The following is a 23,362-nucleotide window of genomic DNA, read 5'->3' as shown; positions in this document are numbered from 1 at the left end:
GAACACGTTTCGGTGTGCGGTCAACGGTTCGATCGCACCGCGGTTGCGACTTCGACGGGTTTGCGGCCGCCCGACGCATTCGTCACCGCGTCCGCCGCGGCCACCAAAGCCGCTCCGCGCCGGGCGATCTCGGCCCCCGTGATGGAAGCGCCGACGTACATCGTGAGCACCATGTTCTGCCTGCCGTCGCCGCCGTAGGTCGGCGCGGCGAGCAGGCTCACCGGGTGCTCCTTGCGCGGGCGCAGATCGGCGCCGAGATACACCCGCTCGCCCAAGCTGGTGACCAGCTCGCCGACCAGTTCGCGCAGCTCGTCGGGCAGATCGCGGGCGGCGACGCCAGCCAGCAGCGAGTACAGCCGCCGCCCCGCCGCGGTGAGGCTCTCGACCAGGTAGCCGCACTCGCGGCACTCGGCGACCACCTGGCGCAACCGCGCCTCGTCCTGCTGGAGTGGGACGGTCGGCGGGGTGGCGAGCCACGCGTCGAACGCGGCGTCGGTGTCCCACAGCACGTACATCAGGCCGACGGGCGGCGCGAAGTGGTACGACGCGCCCATCTTCACCATCCCGGGGCCCGTGCTCTCCAGTACCGAGATCCGGTCCCCGACCACCGCCGAAGCGGTGCAGGTCGTGCGGTACCTGGCGCTGAGTTCGGCCAGCTCGCCACGGGCGATGGCCGACATCGCGAAGCTGTCCTGGGCGACCCGACCGGCCGCGATCAGGGCGGGTCCGAGGCCGTAGACGTGCGTGTGCGGGTCACGCACCAGATACCCGCCCGCGGTCAGCTCGGTGAGAATGCCCAGGCAGGTGGGCTTGGCCATGTCCAGTTCGCGGGCCAGCTCGGAGAGCCCGAAGCGCTTGCCGCGCTGCTCGACGAGGAAATCCAGCAGCTGGACCACCCGTTCGGTGGGGGCGGATCGGCGCGCGACCATGGACAACTCCTAGAACACGTTCTAATCTTGCTCGTATCGAAATGTACCAGAGCGGTACATATTTGGACCACCCGGGAGAGCCTCTTGCTGACCCAGCCGTTCGCGGACGCGATCGCCGCCGCCGAGCAGATCATCACCGAAGCGCCACATATCCGAACCGAACAGGATCTCGTCGAGGGCTACGACTACCTGGCGGGCAGCATTCGCGCGGCCTTGCAGATGGCGTGGGCCTGCGAGCGGGACTTTCCGTTCTTCGTCCAGTCGACCGGCCCGTACACCAAGATGGGCCTGGACAATCCCGACACCCTGTACTTCCACTCCTACCTGCGCCCGGACGCGGAATACCTGGTCACCGGTACCCGCGGCACCACAAGGGACCTGAGCTTCCAGGTGCTCAACGGCAACTACTCGCCGGTGGACGTGCCCGACAGTGAGACCGCCTTCGACGACCGGGCCTTGGACGTCGCCCCCGACGGCACCTATCAGCTGCGGCTCGGACCGGGCGAGGCCCGCCCCGGCTACGTCCATCTCGCGCCCGACTCGGCGATGCTGGTGGTGCGCGAGGTGTTCAGCGACTGGTCCACCGAGAAGCCGGGCACCCTGCGCATCCAGCGGGTCGACACGATCGGTGATGCGCCGCCGCCGCTGACCAAGGATCTGCTGACCAAGCGCTACGGGATCGCGGGCAAGATGCTGCTGTCGCGGCTGAAGACGTTCCTTGCCTTCCCGGAGTGGTTCTACCTGAACCTGCCGGTGAACACGATGACCGAACCGAGGTCCACGCCCGGCGGGCTGACCACTCAGTTCTCCTCGGCGGGGCACTACGAACTCGCCGACGACCAGGTCATGATCATCACGGTGCCCAAGTCGGACGCGCCCTACCAGGGATTCCAGCTGGGCAGCATGTGGTACCTGTCGCTGGACTACATCAACCACCAGACCAGCCTCACCGCCGACCAGGCGCGCGTCGATCCGGACGGGATGATCCGGCTGGTGGTCAGCGAGCGCGACCCCGGGCTGGCCAACTGGATCGAGCGCACCGGGCACGCCAGGGGCTATCTCCAGTTCCGCTGGCAGCGGCTCTCCAGGGATCTGAAACCCGAGGACGGTCCGGCGGTGGAGATCGTGGAGTTCGACGAATTGTCCACGCGGTTGCCGTATTACGAGCGGGCGCGCGTGACACCGGAGGAGTGGAAGGCAAGGATCGCGGCCCGTCAGGTCGCCGTCGCGGAGAGGATGCTCGGCTGATGTTGTTGCAGGACAAGGTGGTTGTGGTCTCGGGTGTGGGGCCGGGGCTCGGCAGAGCCATCGCGGTGCAGGCGGCCAAGGCGGGCGCGGACGTGGTGCTCGCCTCGCGCACCGAATCGCGGCTGACGGAGGTCGCCAAGGAGATCGCCGAGATCGGCAGGCGCGCGGTGGTGGTGCCCACCGACATCAACGACGAAGCGGCGGTGACCAACCTCGTCGAGACCGCGACGAGCGCCTTCGGCCGGGTCGACACGCTGGTGAACAACGCCTTCGCGATTCCGCCGCTGGCGGATCTGGCCGAGGTGGATCTCGATCAGGTCCGCGCGGGTTTCGAGACGAACGTGCTGGCCGCGCTGCGCCTGACCCGGTTGTTCATTCCCGCGCTCACCGAGACGAAAGGCTCGGTGGTGATGATCAATTCGGCGGTGCTGCGCCACTCGCGGCGCACCTTCGGCCCGTACAAGATGGCCAAGTCCAGCCTGCTCGCGCTCGCCCAGAGCCTGGCGACCGAGCTGGGACCCAAGGGCATTCGGGTGAATTCGGTCGCCCCCGGCTACATCTGGGCCGACAACCTGAAGTGGTACTTCAACTACCTGGCCCAGCAGCGCGGCATCACGCCGGAGGAGGTCTACGCCGAGACCGCCTCGACCATCGATCTGCGCAAGCTGCCCGAGCCGGACGAGATCGCCGACGCCGTCGTGTTCTTCGCCTCGCCACTGGCGCGCGCGATCACCGGCGCGTGTCTGGACGTCAACGGCGGCGAGTACCACCACTGATGAGGAGCGAGCAGAGCATGATCGGCAGGGACGATGTCGGCAGCGTCGAGGATCTGCACGCGTCGGCGACCAAGGTCGTCGGGCTCGACGACTTCGGTGACGACGGCTATCGCGAAGGGCTGCAAGTACTTCTGGAGTCCTATGCCAAGGATGCGGAGCTGACGCCGTTCGGCAACAAGGTCAACCGCGCCTTTCTGCGCGGCGCGCTGATCGCCAGGCTGCTCAGCGAGAACGCCTGGCAACGCCACCCCGAACACGCGAAGGTGGCGATCGAACGGCCCATCTTCGTGACGGGTCTGCCGCGCTCGGGCACCACGGCCGTGCACCGGCTGCTCAACGCCGACCCCGCGCACCAGGGCTTGGAGATGTGGCTCACCGAGATGCCGCAGCCACGACCGCCGCGTGAGACCTGGGCCGACAATCCGGTGTATCAGCGGATCGAAGCGGCGTTCGAGAAGCACCACGTCGAGCATCCGGAATTCATGGGCGTGCACCACATCTCGGCCGATCAGGTGGAGGAGTGCTGGCAGCTGCTGCGGCAGTCGGCGATGTCGGTGTCCTACGAATGTCTGGCCTATCTGCCGGGGTATTCGGAATGGCTGGCGGGCCGCGACTGGACCAACGCCTACCGCAGACACCGCCGCAACCTGCAACTGATCGGGCTGCCGGACGCGAATCGTCGCTGGGTGCTGAAGAACCCGAGTCACCTGTTCGCGTTGGACGCCATCTTCGAGGTGTACCCGGACGCGCTGATCATCCAGATGCACCGCGACCCGCGTACCATCATCGCGTCGGTGTGCAGCCTCAACGAGCAGGCCTCGGCGGGATGGTCGGAGAAGTTCCGCGGTCCCGTGGTCGGCCGGACGCAGCTGGATCTGTGGGCGCGCGGCGCGCAGCGGTTCCTGCGAGACCGCGAGCGGCACAACGCCGCTCAGTTCATCGACGTGTACTACGACGATTTCGTGGCCGACCCGATCGGCACGGTGGGCTCGGTCTACCGCCACTTCGACATTCCGCTGAGCCCGGAGGCCGAGGCGGCGATGGCGGCGTTGCACACCGAGAGCACGTCCGGGGCGGCGCGTCCCTCGCACCGGTACTCGCTGGACGATTTCGGCCTCACGGCGGATCAGGTCGACGAACGGTTCGGTGAGTACCGGGCGGTGCACTTCCCAGGTCGCTGACGGGGTTTCGCCGGTCGGCGACACGGTCGACCGGCGAATCCGACACGCACCGCAAAGTTGCACCGCATGCAATTACGGCAGAGAAGTACGGCAGATCTGCGAATCAAGCTGTGGCGCAGTGCCTTTCACCTTCGGGCTCCGGATTCCATTCTGGATAAGATATCCGGCGCACACTTGCACCAAGTGCAATCCATGCGTGATGTCGTCGTCGGTGGCCGCGTGTACCACGACCGTACCGCCTCGATGGCCCACCTGCCACCGTTGAAACGCGTGTCCGCATCTCGAGTCTTGCGCGTACTGCGTTCCGACACGTAGCCGGCAGAACCAAGATGCACAGCCAGTCCGTCGGTATTCGTCCGACGGTGGAACTGGAACCCACCGACCACCCGTTGGCCCTGGAACAGCGAACCGGCATCACACTCGCCCGCGTGCGAGCCATCGCTGAACAGCTACTTCACCCTCGACAGTAACGACCACCGTGGAACCCGAGCTCGACGCTTGCCGCAGCCGACGTGGCGGCGCCGTTGTCCTGGCGAATCGGCTTCCCGTCGTCTCGAGACCTTCCGCCGGGCCGTCGCGCGTCATAACGTTGAGTTATGGCAGCAACGCCGCGACTGCCGTCCGGCCGAACGGAGAGCCGAATGAGCGCGGACCGCGAGCCCGCGGTCGCGGTGATCGGTGCGGGTATGTCGGGCATCTGTATGGCGATCACTCTGCTGCGCGCGGGTTTTCGCGATGTCACGATCTTCGAGAAGTCCGATCGCTTCGGCGGTACCTGGCGCGAGAACACCTATCCCGGGTTGACCTGCGATGTGCCGTCGCGGTTCTACCAGTTCCGCTTCGCGAAGAACCCCGACTGGTCGCGATTCTTCGCGCCGGGAGCCGAGATCGAGGAGTACTTCACCCGGGTGGCGCGCGAGTACGGGCTGCCGGGCAGGACCCGGTTCGGCACGGAGGTGTGCGGCGCGGAGTTCGACAACGGGCGATGGACGGTGACGACCGCTGACGGAGCATGCGAGCGCTATGACTTCGTGTTGTGCGCTACCGGCATCCTCCACCATCCGCGCACACCGAATCTGCCCGGCTTGGACGACTTCGCGGGCGCGGCCTTCCATTCCGCGCGCTGGGACCATACCGTCGAGCTGGCGGGTAAGCGCGTCGGCGTGCTCGGCACCGGCTCCACGGGCGTGCAGATCGTCACCGATCTGGCCGGAAAAGCGCAGCGGCTGATCATGTTCCAGCGCACGGCGCAGTGGGTCGCGCCGCTGCCGAACCGCCGCTACACCCGGTTCACCCGCGCCGCGCACCGGCGCTTCCCGATGCTCGACGAGCTCGGCTACGCGGTCACCCACCGGATCTTCGAGTTCCTGATGGGCGCGCTCATCGAGCCGGGACCGAAGCGCGAGATGGTCGGCCGACTGTGCCGGGCCAATCTGCGCTCGGTGCGCGATCCCGCCCTGCGCGCCGCGCTGACACCGGAGTACGAGCCGATGTGCAAGCGGCTGGTGATCTCCGGCGGCTTCTATCGCGCGGTGCAGCGGCCCGACGTGGAGGTGGTGACCAGCGCCGTCGATCACATCGTGCCGCGCGGCGTCGTCACGGCCGACGGCCGCGTGCACGACCTGGACGTGCTGGTGCTCGCGACCGGCTTCGACGCGCACGCCTTCATGCGCCCGATGGGCCTCGTCGGCGCGGACGGCCGGACGCTGGACCAGGCCTGGGCGGACGGCCCCCGGGCCTTCGAAACCGTCGCGCTGCCGGGCTTTCCGAACATGTTCCTGCTGATCGGACCGCACAGCCCGGTGGGGAACTATCCGCTCACCCTCATCGCCGAGACCCAAGCCGAGCACATCCTCGGCTGGATTCGTCGCTGGCAGGCGGGAGAATTCGACACCGTCGAACCGACCGAGGCCGCCACCGAGCGCTACTACGCGCGACTGCGCGCCGCGCTGCCCAAGACGGTGTGGGCCACCGGCTGCCAGAGCTGGTACCTCGGCAAGGACGGCAACCCGGAACTGTGGCCGTGGACACCCGCCCGCCACCGCGCGCTCATGCAGCGACCGCCGGACCCGGCCAACTACCGCTTCGCGGGCGCGCGAAGCTGAGCGGTGACTACTGCTGGCCCGGCTTCAGGACGATGAACAGGCCATTGGCCTCCGCGCACAGCCGGTCGCCGTCGTGCAGGGTGCCGCGCACGTAGACCTTGCGCCCCTCCTGGCGCTCGGCCCACGCGTGCAGCCGTAGTTCGGTGTTCAACGGGGTGATCGAGCGGTAGTCGACGGTGAGCGAGGCGGTGCGGGTGACGGCGCCCGCGTGCACCGCGGCCGCCATGCCGAGCAGGTCGTCGAAGCCGATCGCGATCTGGCCGCCGTGCGCTGCCCGGTTGCCGCCCAGGTGGTAGGTGCGGAACGTGATACGAGCCTCGACGCCGTCGCGGTCCGCCCGGTCCACCACGAACGGCGGCAGTGTGATGTTGCCGCGGCCGGGCAGGTCGACCCGGGTCCAGGTGGGCGCGGACCACTCGTCGACGACGGCGGCGTCGAGCTTGTCGTTGAGCTCCTTGAGGATGGCGATGGTCTCCAGCGCCAGCTCGTCGGTCGGCGAGCACAACCGCGCCCGGTCCATCAGGCCGCGCACCTGCTCGATGAAGGCGCCGTAGTGCGGCCCGCCGCGGGAGATGTCGACGTCCTGGTTCGCGGCGTCGATCAGCTCGGCCATCGGCCGGAATCCGCCCTCGTGGTGCTCCTCGGTCGGTAGCTGGTGCTGTTCGGTCGGCAGCTGCTCGCTCGGCAGCGCGTCGCCGGCCCGCTGTTCGTTCATGAGAACAAGTTATCGGTTGCCCGTCGGATGCTCCCGCGGCGGGGGCGGCACCGCGGGCGGTCCGGTTCCGGCGGCCCCCGGCCGTGACCGGAATCCGCTGCCCCTACGCTGGGTAGTCGATCACCCATCAGGTCTACCGATACACCACGCGAGCTCGGCGCGGCCGGTCCGTGACCACCCTGCGGTCGTGCCCTCGCGAACGGCGAAAGGCGTTGCACCGATGCGTATTACGGCAGTCGTGTTCGATATGGACGGCGTGCTGATCGATTCCGAGCCGGTCTGGGAGCGGGTGCGGCGCGAGTACGTCGCCGAGAAGGGCGGTCGCTGGCTACCGGACACGCAGAAGCGACTGATGGGCATGAGCACGGGGGAGTGGTCGGAGTACCTCAGCGGCGAACTCGGGGTCGGCGAGCCGCCCGAACGCGTGGCCGACGACGTCATCGAGCGAATGGCCGCGCAGTACGACCGGAGTGTGCCGTTGTTGCCCGGCGCGGTCTCCGCGGTGCAGCGGATGAGCGAGAACTGGCCGCTCGGGGTGGCCAGCTCCTCGCCGAGAACGCTGATCGACACCGTGCTCGGGCGCACGGGGCTGATCGAGTTCTTCGACGTGACGTTCTCGACCGAGGAGGTCGACCGTGGCAAACCCGCGCCGGACGTGTACGTGGCGGTCGCGGGATTCCTGCGCAAGAAGTCGACCGACTGTGCGGCCGTGGAGGATTCGAGCAACGGGTTGCGCGCCGCGCACGCCGCGGGCATGCGGGTGATCGCCGCGCCGCGACCGGAGTATCCCCTCGACCCCGACGCGCGGGCGCTGGCCGATCAGGTCATCGACGGGCTCGACGAACTCACCCCGGCGCTGGTCGCGGGGAACTGAGCGAACCGCCGGTCAGCGGCGGTACGACTCGAGCAGAGTGCGGGCGGCCGCGGCCAGGTCGTCGTCCAGCCAGTCCGGCAGCGTGGGCGCGTGCGCGTGCCTGCGCAGCGCGGCATACGGCAGGTCGACGACCGCGCGGCTGACCGCGTCGATCTCCCGGTGCCCGTCCGCGCCGAGCAACTCGAGGGTGACGCGGCGCAGCTGCTCGAACAACCGGGCATTCATGGCCTCGAGCCGGGCGTGGAACTCGTCGTCCGGTCCGCCGTCGAGCAGGTCGCGCGGGCGCAGCTCGAGCAGCAGCCGGGCGTCCTCGGGCAGTTCACGACCGAAGCGAATGGCGGCACCGGCCATGGCCACACCCGCCTCGACGGCGTCGGCGTGGTTCGCGGCCGCCAAGGTCCGCTGCTGGAAGCGGTCCAGCGACCGAAACCAGACCGCGGTGAGCACGCCATTGCGGTTGCCGAAGCGGTGGTACAGCGTGCCGACCGGCGCGCCGCTGGCTTTGGCGATGGCCGCCACGCTCGCCGCGCGGGGGCCGTCGGCGAGCACGAGAGCGCGTGCTGCGTCGAGGATCACATCGGTGTCGTGCTTGCGGGGTGGCGCCATCTACTAGTACGTTCCTTCTATATGGAGCGATTGTCCTATATCGACCAGCATGCCAGAGAAGTCGACGCGAATCGCGATCGGACCTGGAAAGCGCTGCTGAAAGTCGTCTGCACGGACCCGCACGACCCCGCCACGGTGCCCTCCGGATTCGTGCTGGACGCCGCCGAGGAACCGGCCCGGTTCGCGATGAGCGGGCAGCACTGGTTCTCCCGCTACGAGCTGATCTTCGAACTCGAGGACGAGGGGCAGAGCCGAACCAAGGTGCGAGCCACGAGCAGGGCGGATTTTCCCGGTCTGCACGGCAAGATCTATCGCGCGCTGGTGATCGGCAGCGGTGGCCACGCCTTCGTGGTGCGGCGAATGCTCGGCCGAATCGCGGCCACGGCATGATCCGCGGAACGCGCTGGGGCGCAACCGAAGCCGAAGTCGACGACTCCCTGCCCTGCGACGAGCTGGAACCCACCGGGCTGCAAGCGGATCGGGCCATCAGCATCGCCGCGCCGCCGACGGTGGTGTACCGCTGGCTGTGCCAATTGCGGGTCGCCCCATACAGTTACGACCTGCTGGACAACTGGGGGCGCCGCAGTCCGCGCGAGCGCGACCCGCACCTCACCGAACTAGAGATCGGCCAGGAGTTCATGTCGGTCTTCCGCCTCGACTCGTTCGTCCTCGGCCGCCACATCACGCTCGTCTCCGGGCGGATCGCCGTCACCTACGCCGTGCGCCCGGAGGGCGCGGGCACTCGGCTCGTCGTCCGTGCGCGTTTCGGTACACCGCCGATCGTCGACCGGCTGCTCGCCTTCGGCGACGTCTTCATGACCCGCAAGCAACTGCTCACTTTGTGCGAGCTGGCCGAGGCCGAAGCCCGGCGGGCGGTCACCGGGCCCGAGTGAACGGAACGCGGCGGCGAAAAGTGTTCGGCGCCGCCGCTCCGCGGCTGGCTCGCGCCAAGGCGTGGAACTGCCAGCTGTCATGGAGCACGCGACCCGCCTGGTCGTCACGACGATGACGGGCCTGGCGCAGGGGCGGGCACGTTCGGCGCGGTGAGCGGTCAGGGCGTGAACGTGCGCAACGGATCGACCTCGGCCCGTGCGGTCCAGCGCCCGCGGTCGTAGGCGACCTCGACGGGGTGGTCGAACGCCGTGGACACAGTGTCGGTGGTCAGGATCTCCCGGGCGGGGCCCGCGGCGACGGTGCGCCCCTCGGCGATGAGCAGGGCGTGGGTCGTGCTGGTCGGCAGCTCCTCGAGGTGGTGGGTGACCAGCACCGAGGCGACCTCGGGGTGAGTGCGGTCGAGGATGTCGATCGTCTCCAGCAGTTGTTCGCGCGCGGCCACGTCGAGACCGGTGGTCGGCTCGTCGAACAGCAGCAGCCGGGGTTCGGCGATGAGCGCGCGGGCGATGAGCGTGCGCCCGCGCTCGCCTTGCGACAGGGTCGGCCAAGTGTTGTCGCCCTTACCCTTCAGCCCGACGGACTCGATCATGGCGTCGGCCCTGCGCATCTGCTCGGCGGTGGGCGTCCAGCGCATCGGGATGTCGATGGTCGCGGTGAGGTCGGTGAGCACGACCTCGCGGATGGTGAGCGGGTAGCGCAGCGGATGTCGCGGGTTCACGTGCCCGATCGCGTGGCGCAGCGCGGCCAGTTCGACCCGCCCCATCCGTTCGCCGAAGATGCGCACCGTGCCCGAGGTCGGGAAGGTGACGGCGCCGCAGAAGCCGAGCAGGGTGCTCTTGCCCGCGCCGTTGGGGCCGAGCAGCGCCCAGTGTTCGCCCGCGCGCACGGTGAGCGAGATGCCGTCGATGATCTGCTTGCCCTCGCGGCGGAAGGTCACGTCGGTCAGCTGGAGCACGGTCACGAATGTTTCCTCCCTCGGAACGATCACGAGAACGCCGCTTTCAGGGCGGTGAGATGGGCGCGGCTGAATTCGGATGCGGCCGTGGGGTTTCGGTGCGCGATGGCGTCGACCAACCGGATGTGCGCCTCGTGGTCCTCGGGTTCGGAGGGCACGGGGCGGATCCTGAGCATGTCGATCATGGCCTGGCGCAGGCGCGGCAGGAAGGTGTCGAAGAGCTGGGTCAGCACGTCGTTGTGCGCGGCGACGATGACGGCGCGGTGAAACGCCATGTCGGCGTCGACGTGCTCGTCGACCGGTTCGCCTCGGGACTCCCGTGCCGCCAGGGCGCGGCGGATCGCGCGGAGGTCGGCGGGGGTGCGCCGGGCGGCGGCTAGCGCGGCGGCCTCGGCTTCGATGGCGATCCTGGCCTCGATCACCGACGCGATGGCGGCGCGGCGCAGCACCGCGTCCCACTCCTCGGTCACATCCAACGCGGTGACGAACACTCCCGCGCCTTGGCGACTGTCCAGCACGCCCTTGCCCGCCAGTTCTCGGATGGCCTCGCGCAGCGTGGAGCGGCCGACGCCGAGCTGCGCGGCCAGGGTCGTCTCGCCGGGAAGCCGGTGCCCGAGCGGCCATTCGCCCGCGCGGACGCGGGCGAGCAACAACTCGGCCGCCTGCGCGGCGAGCGGGTGGCGGCGGACCTGCGAGACCATCCGAACCTCTCTACTTGTCTGAGGAGTTGTGTAGAGTCTAGCCATCATGACGCGCATGCTTCTGCTTAGCCGCCACGGCGGGGCCTGATTCGACCGGCCGCCCGCCGTGGGGCTTCGTCGTGGCCGGTCACTTTTCCTATGCGCAGGCCGTATCGGCCGGAAAGCAGACCATGACAACGCGCGTTTTCCCCACCATCCACACCCCCGCGGGCCCCGTCGCCGACGATGCGCCGCACTGGAACAGGCAGCGGCGCTCGACGATGCCGTCGCACCGCTACCGGCCCGTCCACGAACGCGTGGAAGTGCCTCTGACACAACGTGATTGGCCGAACGCGCGAATCACTACGGCCCCCCTCTGGGTTCCGGTGGATTTGCGCGACGGCAACCAGGCGCTCGCCGAGCCGATGGACCCCGAACGTAAGCGGCGCTTCTTCGAGTTGCTCGTCGCCATGGGCTACAAGGAGATCGAGGTCGGCTATCCCTCGGCCTCCCAGACCGATTTCGATTTCGTCCGGCTGCTGGCCGAGACCGATCTCGCGCCCGAGGACGTGACCATCGTCGTGTTCACCCCGGCCCGCCGCGACCTCATCGAGCGCACGGTGGAGTCGGTGCGCGGCTTGCGCAACGAGGTCGTCGTGCACATGTACACGGCCACCGCGCCGACCTGGCGGGAGGTGGTGCTCGGCAAGGACCGCGACGCGCTGCGCGAGCTGATCCTGGCGGGCGGCCGCGACGTGCTCGAGTTCGCCGGTGATCTGCCGTCGGTGCGGTTCGAGTTCTCGCCGGAGGTGTTCAACCTGACCGAACCCGATTTCGTGCTCGATCTGTGCGACCGGATGACGACCCTGTGGGACGCCACGCCCCAACGACCCGTGGTGCTGAACCTGCCCGCGACCGTAGAGGTGGCCACCCCGAACGTGTACGCCGACCAGATCGAGTACATGCACCGCAACCTGGCCCGCCGCGAGAGCGTGATCCTCTCGGTGCACCCGCACAACGACCGCGGCACCGGCGTCGCCTGCGCGGAGTTGGCGGTGCTGGCGGGCGCGCAGCGGGTGGAGGGCTGCGTCTTCGGCAACGGTGAGCGCACCGGCAATGTCGACCTGGCCACGCTGGCGCTGAACCTGCACGCGCAGGGCATCGATCCGATGATCGATTTCTCCGACGTGGACGAGATCGCCCGCACGGTCGAGTACTGCACCCGCATGCCCATCCACGAACGACACCCCTACGTCGGCGCCTTGGTGCACACCGCCTTCTCCGGCACCCACCAGGACGCGATCAAGAAGGGCATGGCCGAACACCGCGCCCGCGCCGCGGCGACCGGACGACCGGAGCGCGAGATCGACTGGCGGGTACCGTATCTGCCGATCGACCCGGCCGATCTCGGCCGTTCCTACGACGCCGTCGTCCGGGTCAACTCGCAATCCGGCAAGGGCGGCATCGCGTACCTGCTGCACACCGAGTACGGCCTGGACCTGCCGCGGCGGTTGCAGATCGAGTTCGCCCGCCGCGTCCAGGCGCACGCCGACGACACCGGCCTGGAGATCACCGCGGCCGAACTGCACGAGCTGTTCACCGCCGCGTACCTGGACGACCCGCGACCCGCGCCGGTGGTGCTGAAGGAATGGCGCGCCGGCGCCGCGAGCACGGACATCACGCTCACTGTCGACGGCGCGACGTCGACCACCCAGCACCGTGACGTCGGGCCGGTCGAAGCGCTCACCGAGGCGCTCGCCGCGGCGGGGCTGCCGGTGCGGGTGCTCGGCCTGACTCAGCATTCGATCGGCGCGGGCAGCGACAGCAGTGCGATCACCTATCTGGAATACCGGGTGGGCGAGCGGTCCGGTTGGAGCTGCGGCCGCGCCGACTCGGTGCTCGAGGCCTCGCTCGCGGCGGTGGTCCGTGCCGCGAACCGGGCGGCATCGTCCGCCGAATAGCGGCAAAACGCCCGCCGTGTCGGCCGTACGTGCGAAGGTATTCGGCGTGGTGCGGCACGTGACAGGAAACCTCCCCGCGGAGGTGACGAGCTTCGTCGGACGCGGTGATGAACTCGCCGCGGCGAAGCGACTGCTGGCCACCACGCGGCTGCTCACCCTGACCGGGCCGGGCGGTGTCGGCAAGACCCGGCTGTCACGGCGGGTGGGGGAGTCGGTGCGGCGGGCGTTCCCCGACGGCGTGTGGCTGGTCGAGGTGGCTCACGTCCAGGAGGGGGATCTGGTGGCGTTGAGCGTCGCGCAGGCACTCGGCCTGCGCGACGACACCAGCGCGCCGCTCGCGGGGCTCACCGAGTTCCTCGCCGACAAGAACCTGCTGCTCATCCTGGACAACTGCGAACACCTGATCGACGCTTGCGCGGCGCTGGTGAACAGGTTGATCCCGGCCACCACCGGGGTACGGATCCTGGCCACCAGCAGGGAGCCGCTCGGCGTGGACGGCGAGCAGGTCATGCCGGTCTCGCCGCTGCCCGTCCCGGCGGCCGACGAACTGACCGGGGAGATCGCCGCGGGCGAGAGCGAAGCGCTGCGCCTGCTCATCGATCGCGCGGCGGCGGCCAATCCCGAATTCCTGGTCAGCGCGGCCAATCTCGGTGTCCTCGCGGCGATCTGCCGCCGCCTCGAGGGTATCCCGCTGGCGTTGGAGCTGGCGGCGCTGCGGCTGCGGATGTTCACACCGGACCAAGTGCTGGCCCGCCTCGACGACGCCATGCGGCTGCTCACCACGGGCCTGCGCACCGCGCCGCGCCGCCAGCAGACCCTCGAAGCCGCGATCAGCTGGAGCTACGACCTGTGCACGCCCGACGAGCAGCGGCTGTGGGAGCAGCTCGCGGTGTTCGCGGGCGGCTTCGACCTGGACGCGGCCGAAGCGGTGTGCGTCGTCGATCCGCCCGACGCGCTGGTCGACGCGCTGACCGGACTCGTCGAGAAGTCGGTGCTCGGGCACCGGCACGACAGCGACGGCAGCGGCCGCTACACCATGCTCGAGCCGCTGCGGCAGTTCGCGCTGGCCAAGCTGGCCGCCGCCGGAGACGAACGGGCCGTGCGCATCCGCCACCGCGACCACTACCACCGCATCGCCCGCCGGGGCCGCACCGCCTATTGGGGCGGCGAGGACGTCGCCTGGTTCCGCGACGTCACCAGGGAGCACGCGAATATGCGTGCGGCCCTTCAGTTCTCGCTGTCCGATCCGGACGGCGCGCACCGTGCGCTGGAGATCGCGACCGAGCTTCGTCCGTTCTGGGAGCACTACCGGTTCCTGCTGGAGGGCTACCGCTGGCTGGTGGAGGCGATCGGAAAGGACAAGGCGCACACGGTCGATCGGGCCCGCGCACTGGCGGCCGCGTCGGTGATCGCGGCCATGCTGTCGGACAACGCCGAGGCCACGCGTTACGCACGTGAATGCGTCGAGCTGGCCGCCGAACTCGACGCCGCCGAGGTCCTGGTCGAGGCGACGTTGCTCTCGGCGCTGCTGACCTTCACCGAGAACGATCCGCATCGCGCGCTGGAGATCGCGCTGACCGCGGCCGAGCGCGCCAGCGAGGTCGGCCACCACGGCACCGAGATGGAGAGCTTCGCCTTCGCCTATGTGTGCGCGCTGGTGCTCGAGGACGAGCGCGCCGACGTCATCGCCGAACGTTTCCTGGCCAAGACCGCCGAACACGGTTCGCATCTGCTCGGCGGGCTCGCGTACTGGGCTGTGGGCACGAATCATTGGCGGCGCGGCGAACAGGAGAGCGCCGCGGGCGACCTGCGGCGCGCCGTCGAGCAGTTCCGGTTGTTCGACCGATGTGTCTGGACCGCTTCGGGATTCGACGGCCTGGCCTGGGTGTCGGCCACCGAGGGGGACCGGGTGCGGGCGGCGCGCCTGATGGGCGCGGCGGCCACAGTGCGACGCGGCAGCACCCAAAGACTCGCGCACGCGATGACCGAGGTGGTCGGCGACAAGGTGCGCGACCAGGTGCATCGGGCCATGGGGGACAAGGAGTTTCGCGCCGCGTTCGACAGCGGAGCCGCGCTCGGCACCGACGAGGCGGTGCGCTACGCGCTGGGTACGGCGCCGCTCGTCGTCGAACGGGCGCCGAAACCCGCTGCGGCCGACGTGCTCACGCGCCGGGAGAAGGATGTGGCCAAGCTGGTCGCCGCGGGATACAGCAACAAGCGCATCGCGGCCGAACTGGTGATCTCGGTCCGCACGGCGGAAAGCCACGTCGACCACATCATGACCAAACTCGGATTCGAGTCACGGACTCGGATCGCGGGCTGGGTCGCCGAGCATCTGCCCTGAATCACCACTCGCCGAGGCATTGTGCGGCGCGGCGATCCGAGCTGTGCCGAGGCGATGTGCCTGGAGCGATGTGTGCGAGCCCGAGCCGCGCTGTCAGTCGCCGATGCGGTCATCGATTTGTTCGCGCAGCAGATCGGCGTGGCCGTTGTGGCGGGCGTACTCCTCGATCATGTGCACATACACCCAGCGCAGGCTGAAAGTGGTGTCGGGAACCGGGCGAGCGAAGGTGTGTGTCAAGGGCAGATCGGCGACGGCGGCGTCGGCGGCGCGCACCTCGCGGTGATATGTGGCGAAGGCGTCCGCGGGGTCGGCGTCGGCGATGTCGTCGAAATCGCCGTCGGGGTTGTCCTCGGAACAGTAGAGATAGTCCAGCGGCACGCCCGCCGCGGCGATGCGGAACCACCCGCGCTCGACCTCGCTCAGGTGCCGGACCAATCCGAGCAGCGACAGGCGCGACGGGGCGAGTGGGCGCGAGCGCAGCTGTTCGGCGTCCAGTCCGGCGCATTTCCAGAGCAGGGTCTGCCGGTGCCGGTCGAGCCAGCTCTGCAGCAGGGGGCGCTCGTCGGCGACGAACAGGGTCGGCGTCCGCTCGATCTCGGGGGCGGTCCACGTCATGGGCCGAGGCTATCGCCCCGCGAGAGAGAACGCCTTTCGATTTTCGGTGCGGGCGGCTCGTGTGGGCACGCCCGCACCGTCCGGCCTACAGACCGTGCTGGAGGAAATCGGTGACGGCGCGTTCGAAGGCCGCCTTGCGTTCGATCTGCACCCAGTGTCCGCAGCGCCCGAACAGCCGCAAATCGACGTTCGGCAGCTGCCGTGAGGGCAGCAGCGCGCCCTCGACAGGGGTCACTCGATCGTCGCGACCCCACAGCATCAGCACCTCGTTGCGCAGACCGCGCAGCCGCGCCCAGAGCGGAACCCGTTCCGCCAGTGCGGGATCGGCGAACGTCGCGTACGCGTCACGGAGGGCGGCGATAGCCGCGGGTTCGGCCGCGGCGGCCAGGCGCGCGTCCACGAGCTCCTCGGTGAGGATCCGCTCGTCGAAGACCATGGTGCGCAACCAGGACAGCACCCGCTCGCGCGTCGGGTCGGCGGTGAAGTCGAGCAGCCGCCGAATGCCTTCGGAGGGTTCGGGACCCAGCACGTTGACGCCGACCCCGCCCGGCGCCATCAGTACCAGCCGGTCGACCCGTGTCGGGTGCTCGAGGGCGAAGAGGGTGGCCACCGCACCGCCCATCGAGTTGCCCAGCACATGCGCGCTCGGCAGCTCCAAGCTGTCCAGCAGGCCGAGCACCGCGTCGGCCGCGATGCGAAGATAGTTGCGGTCGTATGTTTCCGGGCGCGCGCTGGCGCCGAAGCCCGGCTGGTCGAGGACCAGGCAGCGGAAGCGCTCGGACAGCGTCGCGAGATTGCCGCCGAAGTTGGCCCAGCCCGACACGCCTGGGCCGGAGCCGTGCAGCAGCACCAGCGGCGGACCCGAACCCGCCTCGTGGTAGCGGAGTTTCAGTCCGTCGACATCCACCCAGCGGGTGGTGTCCGCCGCGGTGAGCGCCACGGTCACACCATCCGATCTTCGACCGTCAGGCCGAACTCGCCGCGGCCGAACATGGCCAGCGCGCGCTCCACATCGTTGATGACGTGCACGCTGCCCGCGTGCGCGTCGCGCCAATGCCGTTCGATGGCGTTCGGCTTGCGGATCGAATGCCCGCCGGAGTTGTCGAAGAGCAGTTCGATCGCCTGGATCGCCCGCTCGGTGCCGCGCACCTGGTCGCGGCGGGTGCGCAGGCGCACCTCGTCCGGAATCGGTTCGCCCGCTTCGGCATAGCGCAGCTGCTCGCCGATGTTGCGCTCCATCTGCAGGATCGCGGCGTCGATCTCGGAGGCGGCGCGCGCGACCCGGACGTGGGCGAAGGCATCCTCGGCCACCTTCTGGCCGCCGTAGGACAGCCGCACCCGTTCGCGCATCCGCTCGATGTGGGCCTCGTACGCCCCCTGCGCGGCGCCGATGATCGGCGCGGTGATGGTGTTGGAGAAGACACCCGCGAATGGAATCTTGTACAGCGCGGCGGGATTCGCCTCTTGGCCGGGTCCGCGCAGCTGCGACTGCTCGGTGGCGCTGTAGGCGCGGTGGTGCGGCACGAACGCCTTCTCGATGACGATGTCGTTGCTTCCGGTGCCGGACAGGCCGACCACGTGCCAGACGTCGTCGATGACGTAGTCCGCGCGCGGCACCAGGATCGTCAGGTAGTCGCTCGGCTTGCCGTTCTCGTCGGGGGCCAGCGCGCCGAGGAACGCCCACTGCGCGTGGTCGCAGCCGGAGGAGAAGCTCCACCGCCCGCTCACCTCGTAGCCGCCCTCGACCGGGGTGAGCAGGCCCGTCGGCGCGTACGACGAGGAGATCAGCGTGTCGGGATCGGCGCCCCACACCTCCTCCTGCGCCGCCAGCGGGAACAGCGCCAGCTGCCACGGGTGCACGCCGAGCACCGAGGACACCCAGCCGGTCGACGGGCACGCCGAGGCGATCGTGCGGATCACCTCGTAGAAGGCCACGGGGGAGGACTCGTCACCACCGAACCGGGCGGGCTGCAGCATCCGGAACACGCCTGCCTCGGTCAGCTCCCGGACGCTCTGCACCGGAACCCGCCGCAGCGCGTCGGTGTCCGTGGCTCGTTCGCGGATCGCCGGAAGCAGGTCCCGGACCCGATCGAGCACCTTGTTGGTCATGACGGGTGTCCTCCTGTGTTTCGTCGGGCAGGGAACCGCCTGCGCGGCCCCGCCATGGTGGTGACGGTAGGGCCGTCCGCCCCTCGTCCGGTGGAGTCAGTCCCGGTGATCGGAACCGTGTGAGCTGGAGTTCCCCGCACTCAGCGGGCGGCGGCGCGGCCCGCGAGACGGCCGAAGAACGTGCCGTCGCCGAGGGAGGTGCCGCTGACGTAGCCCTCACCGTGCAGGCCGGAGCTGGCGCGTCCGGCGGCGAACAGGCCGGGGATCGGCGTGCCGCCGAGATCGAGCACCTCCCCGTCCACGGTGGTGTGCAGGCCGCCGAGGGTGAACACCGACGCGCCGGTGCCGCGCCGGTCGCCGGTCTCCGCGGGCGGGCGCACACCGGCGCGCACGTCGATGGCGGCCAGTGGTGGGGTCAGCGGACGCAGCCAGCGCGGCGCCTTGTGGAAGTCGGGATCCGTTCCGCGCGCGGCGAATGCGTTGTATCGCGCGATGGTCGCGGCGAGCGCGCCGGGCGGCGTGCCGAGCAGCTGTTCGAGTTCCGCGGCGGTCTCGGCGACGTGGGTGGGACGCACGCCCCAGCGCTGCGGTTCGGGCACCGCCTCGTAGGCCTGTTCGTCCAGCACCACCCAGACGTCCATGTCCTGCCGGAACAGCGCGGCCTGACCGATACGGCCGGGATAGGTGTCCTCGTTGACGAAACGCGCGCCGCGGCCGTTGACGACCATGCCGCGAGCCGCGAAACCGGGAATCAACGCGATGCCGACCTGGCCCGCGGACATGTGGCGCACCGCCGCGCCCACTGCCTGCGCCATCCGGATGCCGCCGCCGTCGTCGGTGCCCGCGCTGACCTTCGTGTGGTGCAGCAGCCGCGGGGCGTGCGCGGCCAGCATCCGGTCGTCGTCGACGAAGCCGCCCGTGGTGAGCACGACGCCGCGCCGCGCGCGCACGGTGAACTCGCGGCCGTAGCGGCGCGCCACGACGCCGGTGATCGTGCCGTCCTCGGCGCGGATCAGATTAGTCGCGTAGCTGTCGAATCGCGCTTGCGCACCGGCATTTTCGGCTGCCGCGGTGAGCACCTCCATCAGCAGTCGGCCGCCGAAATCGTTGGCGGCGGGCCGGTGCCCGCGCGGGGCGGGCGTCGCGAGTTCGGTGAAAGGCCAGCTGTTCTCGCCGAGCCACATGAGTCCGTCGTCGGTCGGCGGCACCCAGGCGGGCGCGTCCCACAGGCTCGGCTTGAACGGCACGCCGCGCGCGACGAGCCAATGGAAGTGCGCGACGCTGTCGGCGCAGTAGCGTTCGATCTTCGCCTCGTCCGCGCCGGGGCCGAGCGCGGCGCGCAGGAACGCCGCCATCTGCTCGGGGGTGTCGGTGAAGCCGCAGGCCTGCTGGATGGGTGTGCCGCCGCCGAGGTAGATCTCGCCGCCCGACATCGCCGACGCGCCGCCGGGCCCGCCCGAGCGTTCCAGCACCAGCACCCGCGCGCCGGCCTCGGCCGCCTCGAAAGCCGCTGCGGCTCCGGCACATCCGTAGCCGACGACGAGGACGTCCGTGTCGATGTCGTAGGCGCCGACCTCCGCCGCCGCCCGCGGTGCGACCGACCGGGCCGCCGCGCCCAGAGTTTCCCTCATACCTGCGACGTTCGCCCCTCGCCTGGCGCCCGGACACCGGTCATCTCGGTGGCCGATAGGCCCCTCCCGCTCAGTGGGACTGAACCGGATGGGGCGGTCACGCACTGGCAAAGGTGTGTGAACGGCGTCACGTTTGTGGGTGGCGCAGTGAGGAGAGGATATCGATGCGGGTCCTGATCACCGGAATCACCGAACCGAGCGGTCGGGCGGTGGCGCGCATGCTGTTGGCCGCCGGGCACGACGTGGCCGGTCTGGATCGCCGGTGGCACCGCTTCGTCGACCCCCGCGTGCGGTTCACCGCGGGTGATCCGGCCGACGTCGCGGCCTGCGCCCGTGCCGTCGCGGGGTGCGACACCGTCGTCCACCTGGCCGGTCCCGCCGTCGGCGCGGTGGCCGCGGCGGCGCGGGACGCCGGTGCGCGCGTGGTGGTTCCGGTCGTCGCGGGGGCGCGCTCGGCCGGTGTGCCGGAATCCGAAGTCGCCGAGCGCCTTCGGGCATCGGGAGCCGACCACCTGCTGATCCGCACCGCGCTGGTCGCCGGTCGCCGCATCGGTCACGAGACGCGGCGCGCGCTCGAACCGATCCTCGGCGCCAAGTCCGGTGGCGGCTTCCAGCTGCTGCACAGCGACGATCTGGACCGCTTCTTGGTGCTCGCGGCGACCTCGCCGCGGCTCGGCGTCATCGAGCTCGCCGCGCCGGGCCTGGTGAGCACCGACGAAGTGCGCGCGATGATGCACGCCGCCAAGGTGCGCTACTCCGCCTGGGTGCCGGGCTGGTCCGCGCGCAGGCCGCTACTGAATTCCACGGCGGCGCAGGAGGACTGGGGCTTCCGCTGCGGCTGGAGCGCTGCCGAGACGGCGGCCGATCTGGTGCGCGGACTGGTCGGGCGCAAGCCGTCGGGCGGTTCCTTCCGGACACGCAGTGGCGCGATTCCGTTGCCCTCGCACGTGATTCCCTCGCGTGCCGCCACCTCGGACCGGCACCGCTTGGTCGACGTCGCGCCCGAGGGCCTCGAGGGCGAGTTCGACGACCGCGTCGACCCGCGCTATCCGGTGCACACCGCGACCAACACCTCCGAGGCGCTGCCCGGCCCGATGACGCCACTCACCATCGACCTGCACGCGGGCGCCATCCGGCTCGCCAACGAGGCGATGGGCACCATGATCGCGCTCGACGGAATCGCCTTGGAGCACTGGACGAGCCGGGTGACCACCGTGCTCGGCCACCACATCTACATCAACGCCTCGATCGGCGTGCTCGCCGCCGAGAACATGCCGGGCTGGGACGAGGAGAGCATCCGTCGTGACGCCTACGGCAACATCCCCGACGAGATCCCGCTCCAGCCGCACGGGAAGCCGCCGATGCCAACGGGTCTGGCGAGCACCGCGGCCACCGCGCGGGCCACGGCCCGGGTCATCGCCACCGCCCGCCGCTTCGCCGCTACCGCCGAACTGATCAACGCCGCCTCGCACGCCGAGGCGCTGACTGCCGAACAGATCGCCGAACTCACCGACGAGCAACTGCACGTGCGCGCGCTGCTCTGGCGCGACCGGCTGCACCAGGCCTGGCAGGCGGCCTCCATCGGCGTCATGATGACCGGCGCGGCCACCGCCGTGCACGCCCGCGGCAAAAACGCGGGCGAAGTCCCGATCGACCTGAACCGGCTGGAGTCGGCCAAGCCCATGCTCGCGGTGGAACGGCTCGCCGCCCTCTGCCGGGCCGACTCGGCGCTGCGCGAGGTCGCGGGCACGGGTGACGTCGCGGCGGCGCGTGCCGCCTCGCCCGCGTTCGCCGCGGCGCTGGACGAGGAACTGGCGCGCATCGGCCACCGCGGCCCCGGCGAATGCGAGTTGATCAACCCGACCTTCGGCGACCGTCCCTCGTTGCTGGTCACCGCTGCCGCGCGGGCCGCCCAAATGCCCGCGCCCACACGCGAACCCGTGGACGCCGCGCCGAGCCGCACCGCCCGGATGGCGGCAGGCGCCACGGTCGCCAGGGAACGGGCCCGCGACGCCGTCGTCCGCATCACGCACTGCCTGCGTATGGCGGTGCGGGAACGCGCCGACCGGCTCATCGCCTCCGGCAAGCTGCGCGAGGTCGACGACGTCTGCTACCTGAGCCTGGACGAAATCTTTTGTCTCCCTGCGGATGCGGCCGAACGGGTCGAGCGCCGCCGCGCCGAGCGCAAACGCCTGCGCGACATCCGGATGCCCGATGTCGTTGCCGGACAGTGGGAACCGGTCGCCGACGCGGGCGCGCTCGCCGCCGACGAGAGCCTCACCGGTATCGGTGTGTGCCCCGGCGTGGTGGAAGGCACCGTGAAGCTGGTGCTTTCGCTCGACGACGACATCGAACCCGGGGACATCCTGGTCGCCTCGGTGACCGATACCGGACACACCGCGATGTTCGCCTACGCCGCCGCGGTGGTCACCGACATCGGCGGTTCCGCCTCGCACGCGGCCATCGTGGCGCGCGAATTCGGCATCCCCTGCGTGGTGGACACCAAGACCGCGACCACCAGCCTGTCCGACGGGCAGCGCGTGCGGGTCGACGGCGCGGCGGGCACCGTGACACTGCTCGCCGACTGATCACGAATAACTCTGTCCCGGAGGCGATTCGGGCGGAAACGACGGTACCGCCGCGTCCGGGTAAGCGGAGCGGGGGCGGTGCCGTGCTCACTTGGGCCCACCGTGCAGAACCGGGTCCATGAACGAAAGGAACTCTTTCCGTGACCATTTCACGCGCGATGCGCGGTGTCGTAGCGGCCTCGGCCGCGGTACTGCTCGGAGTCCTGCCGGTCACCGGCGCCCCCGCCCTGGCGGGCCCGGCCGTCCCCGTCCTCGAATCGCCGGGCAAGGCCGACCGCCCGATGGGCTTGGCGCACGCGCCCAACGCCCGCGACATCGGCGGCTACCCGGCTAAGCGCGGCAACCGCGTCGCCAACGGCGTCGTCTACCGCACCGACGCGCTCGCCAAACTCGACGCGGGTGAGCAGCAGAAGCTGGTGGAGCTCGGCATCACCCAGGTGATCGACTTCCGCAGCCCCACCGAGGCGGGCCGCGATCCCGACAAGCTCCCGTCCGGCATCCGCCGCACCGAGCTGCCGGTCTACGACCCCGCCAACGACTTCTTCCTCATGGTGTCCGGGCTGATCCAGGCCGGCCCGGCCAAGCAGCAGGAGGTGCTCGGCGACGGCAAGGCCGCCGAGATCATGCGCACCTACTACCGCTGGTTCGTCACCGACCCGACCGCTCGCGGCCAGTTCGCCAGCGCGTTCCGCGAGATCGCGGGCGCCCAGGGCGCGGTGCTGTACCACTGCACCGCGGGCAAGGACCGCACCGGCTGGATGACCGCCATCCTGATGAGCGCGCTCGATGTGCCGAAGGGCCAGATCTACAACGACTTCCTGGAGTCCAACGACAACCTCGCCGCGGGCAACAAGCACCTGCTGGACGCCCTCGTCCAGCAGGGGCTCGTCCAGGATCGGGCGCTTTGGGAGCCGATCGTCGGCGTCGACCGCAGCTTCCTCGACGCCGCCTTCGACCAGGTCCAGCAGTCCTACGGTTCCTTCGATCGCTTCCTGAGCGAGGGACTCGGCATCGACAACGCGACCCTCGAAGCGGTGCGGTCCAAGCTGCTGACCAAGCACTGAGCAAGTCGCTGATCGAGCAGAACAGCTGATCGAGCGCTGAGTTCGTGAGAGCACCGCCGCCCTGGTCTAGGACAGGGCGGCGGTGCT

20 protein-coding genes are annotated in these 23,362 nt (G+C 69.9%); 11 read left to right on the top strand and 9 right to left on the bottom strand.

The window, feature by feature from the left end:
* Positions 1-20: 20 nt before the first annotated feature.
* A complete protein-coding gene (locus ABZV58_RS26450; RefSeq protein ID WP_355002855.1) occupies positions 21-929 on the bottom strand; it encodes a helix-turn-helix domain-containing protein in 909 nt (302 codons plus the stop codon).
* Positions 930-1,013: 84 nt separating this feature from the next.
* Here ABZV58_RS26450 and ABZV58_RS26445 point away from each other — a divergent pair, with 84 nt between their 5' ends.
* The 4 genes from ABZV58_RS26445 to ABZV58_RS26430 all read left to right on the top strand — a co-directional run bounded on the left by ABZV58_RS26445 (position 1,014) and on the right by ABZV58_RS26430 (position 6,239).
* Positions 1,014-2,177, top strand: coding sequence for a hypothetical protein (locus tag ABZV58_RS26445; protein ID WP_355002854.1), 1,164 nt, complete (start codon positions 1,014-1,016; stop codon positions 2,175-2,177).
* A complete protein-coding gene (locus tag ABZV58_RS26440; protein WP_355002853.1) occupies positions 2,177-2,953 on the top strand; it encodes an SDR family oxidoreductase in 777 nt (258 codons plus the stop codon). Before ABZV58_RS26445 ends, ABZV58_RS26440 begins: the two co-directional genes overlap by 1 nt.
* A 17-nt stretch (positions 2,954-2,970) precedes the next feature.
* Positions 2,971-4,134 (top strand): sulfotransferase, encoded by a 1,164-nt coding sequence (locus ABZV58_RS26435; protein WP_355002852.1) that lies wholly within the window; start codon positions 2,971-2,973, stop codon positions 4,132-4,134.
* Positions 4,135-4,775: 641 nt separating this feature from the next.
* On the top strand, positions 4,776-6,239 hold the full coding sequence (locus ABZV58_RS26430) for an NAD(P)/FAD-dependent oxidoreductase (RefSeq protein ID WP_355002851.1): 1,464 nt from the start codon (positions 4,776-4,778) through the stop codon (positions 6,237-6,239).
* A gap of 7 nt (positions 6,240-6,246) precedes the next feature.
* Here the strand turns inward: ABZV58_RS26430 and ABZV58_RS26425 are convergent, their stop codons facing one another.
* Positions 6,247-6,954, bottom strand: a complete 708-nt coding sequence (locus ABZV58_RS26425) for a PaaI family thioesterase (RefSeq protein ID WP_355002850.1) — start codon at positions 6,952-6,954, stop codon at positions 6,247-6,249.
* Between the two features lie 220 nt (positions 6,955-7,174).
* Here ABZV58_RS26425 and ABZV58_RS26420 point away from each other — a divergent pair, with 220 nt between their 5' ends.
* Positions 7,175-7,828 carry an HAD family phosphatase gene (locus ABZV58_RS26420; protein ID WP_355002849.1) on the top strand — a complete coding sequence of 218 codons (654 nt, stop codon included), beginning with the start codon at positions 7,175-7,177 and terminating at the stop codon, positions 7,826-7,828.
* Positions 7,829-7,840: 12 nt separating this feature from the next.
* Here the strand turns inward: ABZV58_RS26420 and ABZV58_RS26415 are convergent, their stop codons facing one another.
* Positions 7,841-8,434 (bottom strand): TetR/AcrR family transcriptional regulator, encoded by a 594-nt coding sequence (locus ABZV58_RS26415; protein ID WP_355002848.1) that lies wholly within the window; start codon positions 8,432-8,434, stop codon positions 7,841-7,843.
* A 21-nt stretch (positions 8,435-8,455) separates the two neighbouring features.
* Here ABZV58_RS26415 and ABZV58_RS26410 point away from each other — a divergent pair, with 21 nt between their 5' ends.
* Together ABZV58_RS26410 and ABZV58_RS26405 are read left to right on the top strand one after the other, a co-directional pair.
* Positions 8,456-8,824 carry a hypothetical protein gene (locus ABZV58_RS26410; RefSeq protein WP_355002847.1) on the top strand — a complete coding sequence of 123 codons (369 nt, stop codon included), beginning with the start codon at positions 8,456-8,458 and terminating at the stop codon, positions 8,822-8,824.
* Entirely contained in the window at positions 8,821-9,327 is a 507-nt protein-coding gene (locus tag ABZV58_RS26405; RefSeq protein ID WP_355002846.1) for a hypothetical protein, read from the top strand. The genes ABZV58_RS26410 and ABZV58_RS26405 overlap by 4 nt, the downstream gene beginning before the upstream one ends.
* Before the next feature lie 158 nt (positions 9,328-9,485).
* Here the strand turns inward: ABZV58_RS26405 and ABZV58_RS26400 are convergent, their stop codons facing one another.
* Both ABZV58_RS26400 and ABZV58_RS26395 read right to left on the bottom strand, forming a co-directional pair.
* Entirely contained in the window at positions 9,486-10,289 is an 804-nt protein-coding gene (locus ABZV58_RS26400) for an ATP-binding cassette domain-containing protein (protein ID WP_355002845.1), read from the bottom strand.
* 23 nt (positions 10,290-10,312) lie between these two features.
* Positions 10,313-10,984, bottom strand: a complete 672-nt coding sequence (locus ABZV58_RS26395; RefSeq protein WP_355002844.1) for an FCD domain-containing protein — start codon at positions 10,982-10,984, stop codon at positions 10,313-10,315.
* Positions 10,985-11,154: 170 nt separating this feature from the next.
* Between ABZV58_RS26395 and ABZV58_RS26390 the strand changes: the two genes are divergently transcribed.
* Positions 11,155-12,924, top strand: a complete 1,770-nt coding sequence (locus ABZV58_RS26390; protein WP_355002843.1) for a 2-isopropylmalate synthase — start codon at positions 11,155-11,157, stop codon at positions 12,922-12,924.
* A gap of 58 nt (positions 12,925-12,982) precedes the next feature.
* Positions 12,983-15,268, top strand: coding sequence for a LuxR C-terminal-related transcriptional regulator (locus ABZV58_RS26385; RefSeq protein ID WP_355002842.1), 2,286 nt, complete (start codon positions 12,983-12,985; stop codon positions 15,266-15,268).
* 93 nt (positions 15,269-15,361) lie between these two features.
* On the opposite strand, the gene ABZV58_RS26380 is transcribed toward ABZV58_RS26385, so the two are convergent.
* From ABZV58_RS26380 to ABZV58_RS26365, 4 genes are all read right to left on the bottom strand, one after another.
* Positions 15,362-15,883 (bottom strand): DinB family protein, encoded by a 522-nt coding sequence (locus ABZV58_RS26380; protein ID WP_355002841.1) that lies wholly within the window; start codon positions 15,881-15,883, stop codon positions 15,362-15,364.
* An 85-nt stretch (positions 15,884-15,968) separates the two neighbouring features.
* Complete coding sequence (locus ABZV58_RS26375) at positions 15,969-16,823, bottom strand: alpha/beta fold hydrolase (protein WP_355002840.1); 855 nt, start codon at positions 16,821-16,823, stop codon at positions 15,969-15,971.
* A 2-nt stretch (positions 16,824-16,825) separates the two neighbouring features.
* Positions 16,826-17,992 carry a 3-hydroxy-9,10-secoandrosta-1,3,5(10)-triene-9,17-dione monooxygenase oxygenase subunit gene (gene hsaA / locus ABZV58_RS26370; RefSeq protein ID WP_355002839.1) on the bottom strand — a complete coding sequence of 389 codons (1,167 nt, stop codon included), beginning with the start codon at positions 17,990-17,992 and terminating at the stop codon, positions 16,826-16,828.
* Positions 17,993-18,132: 140 nt separating this feature from the next.
* Entirely contained in the window at positions 18,133-19,623 is a 1,491-nt protein-coding gene (locus ABZV58_RS26365; protein WP_355002838.1) for an FAD-dependent oxidoreductase, read from the bottom strand.
* A gap of 164 nt (positions 19,624-19,787) precedes the next feature.
* On the opposite strand from ABZV58_RS26365, the gene ABZV58_RS26360 reads away from it, so the two are divergent.
* Both ABZV58_RS26360 and ABZV58_RS26355 read left to right on the top strand, forming a co-directional pair.
* Positions 19,788-22,211: a PEP-utilizing enzyme gene (locus ABZV58_RS26360; RefSeq protein WP_355002837.1), complete on the top strand. Its 2,424-nt coding sequence runs from the start codon at positions 19,788-19,790 to the stop codon at positions 22,209-22,211.
* A gap of 140 nt (positions 22,212-22,351) precedes the next feature.
* The gene (locus ABZV58_RS26355) at positions 22,352-23,275 is read left to right on the top strand and encodes a tyrosine-protein phosphatase (RefSeq protein WP_355002836.1); all 924 of its coding nucleotides are present in this window, start codon (positions 22,352-22,354) and stop codon (positions 23,273-23,275) included.
* The last annotated feature ends 87 nt before the right edge of the window (positions 23,276-23,362 follow it).

The sequence above is a fragment of the Nocardia sp. NPDC004654 genome (assembly GCF_040609595.1).
GTDB lineage: Bacteria > Actinomycetota > Actinomycetes > Mycobacteriales > Mycobacteriaceae > Nocardia.
The sequence above is the reverse complement of the archived record's forward strand: the minus strand, read 5'-3'. Positions and strand labels throughout refer to the sequence as shown.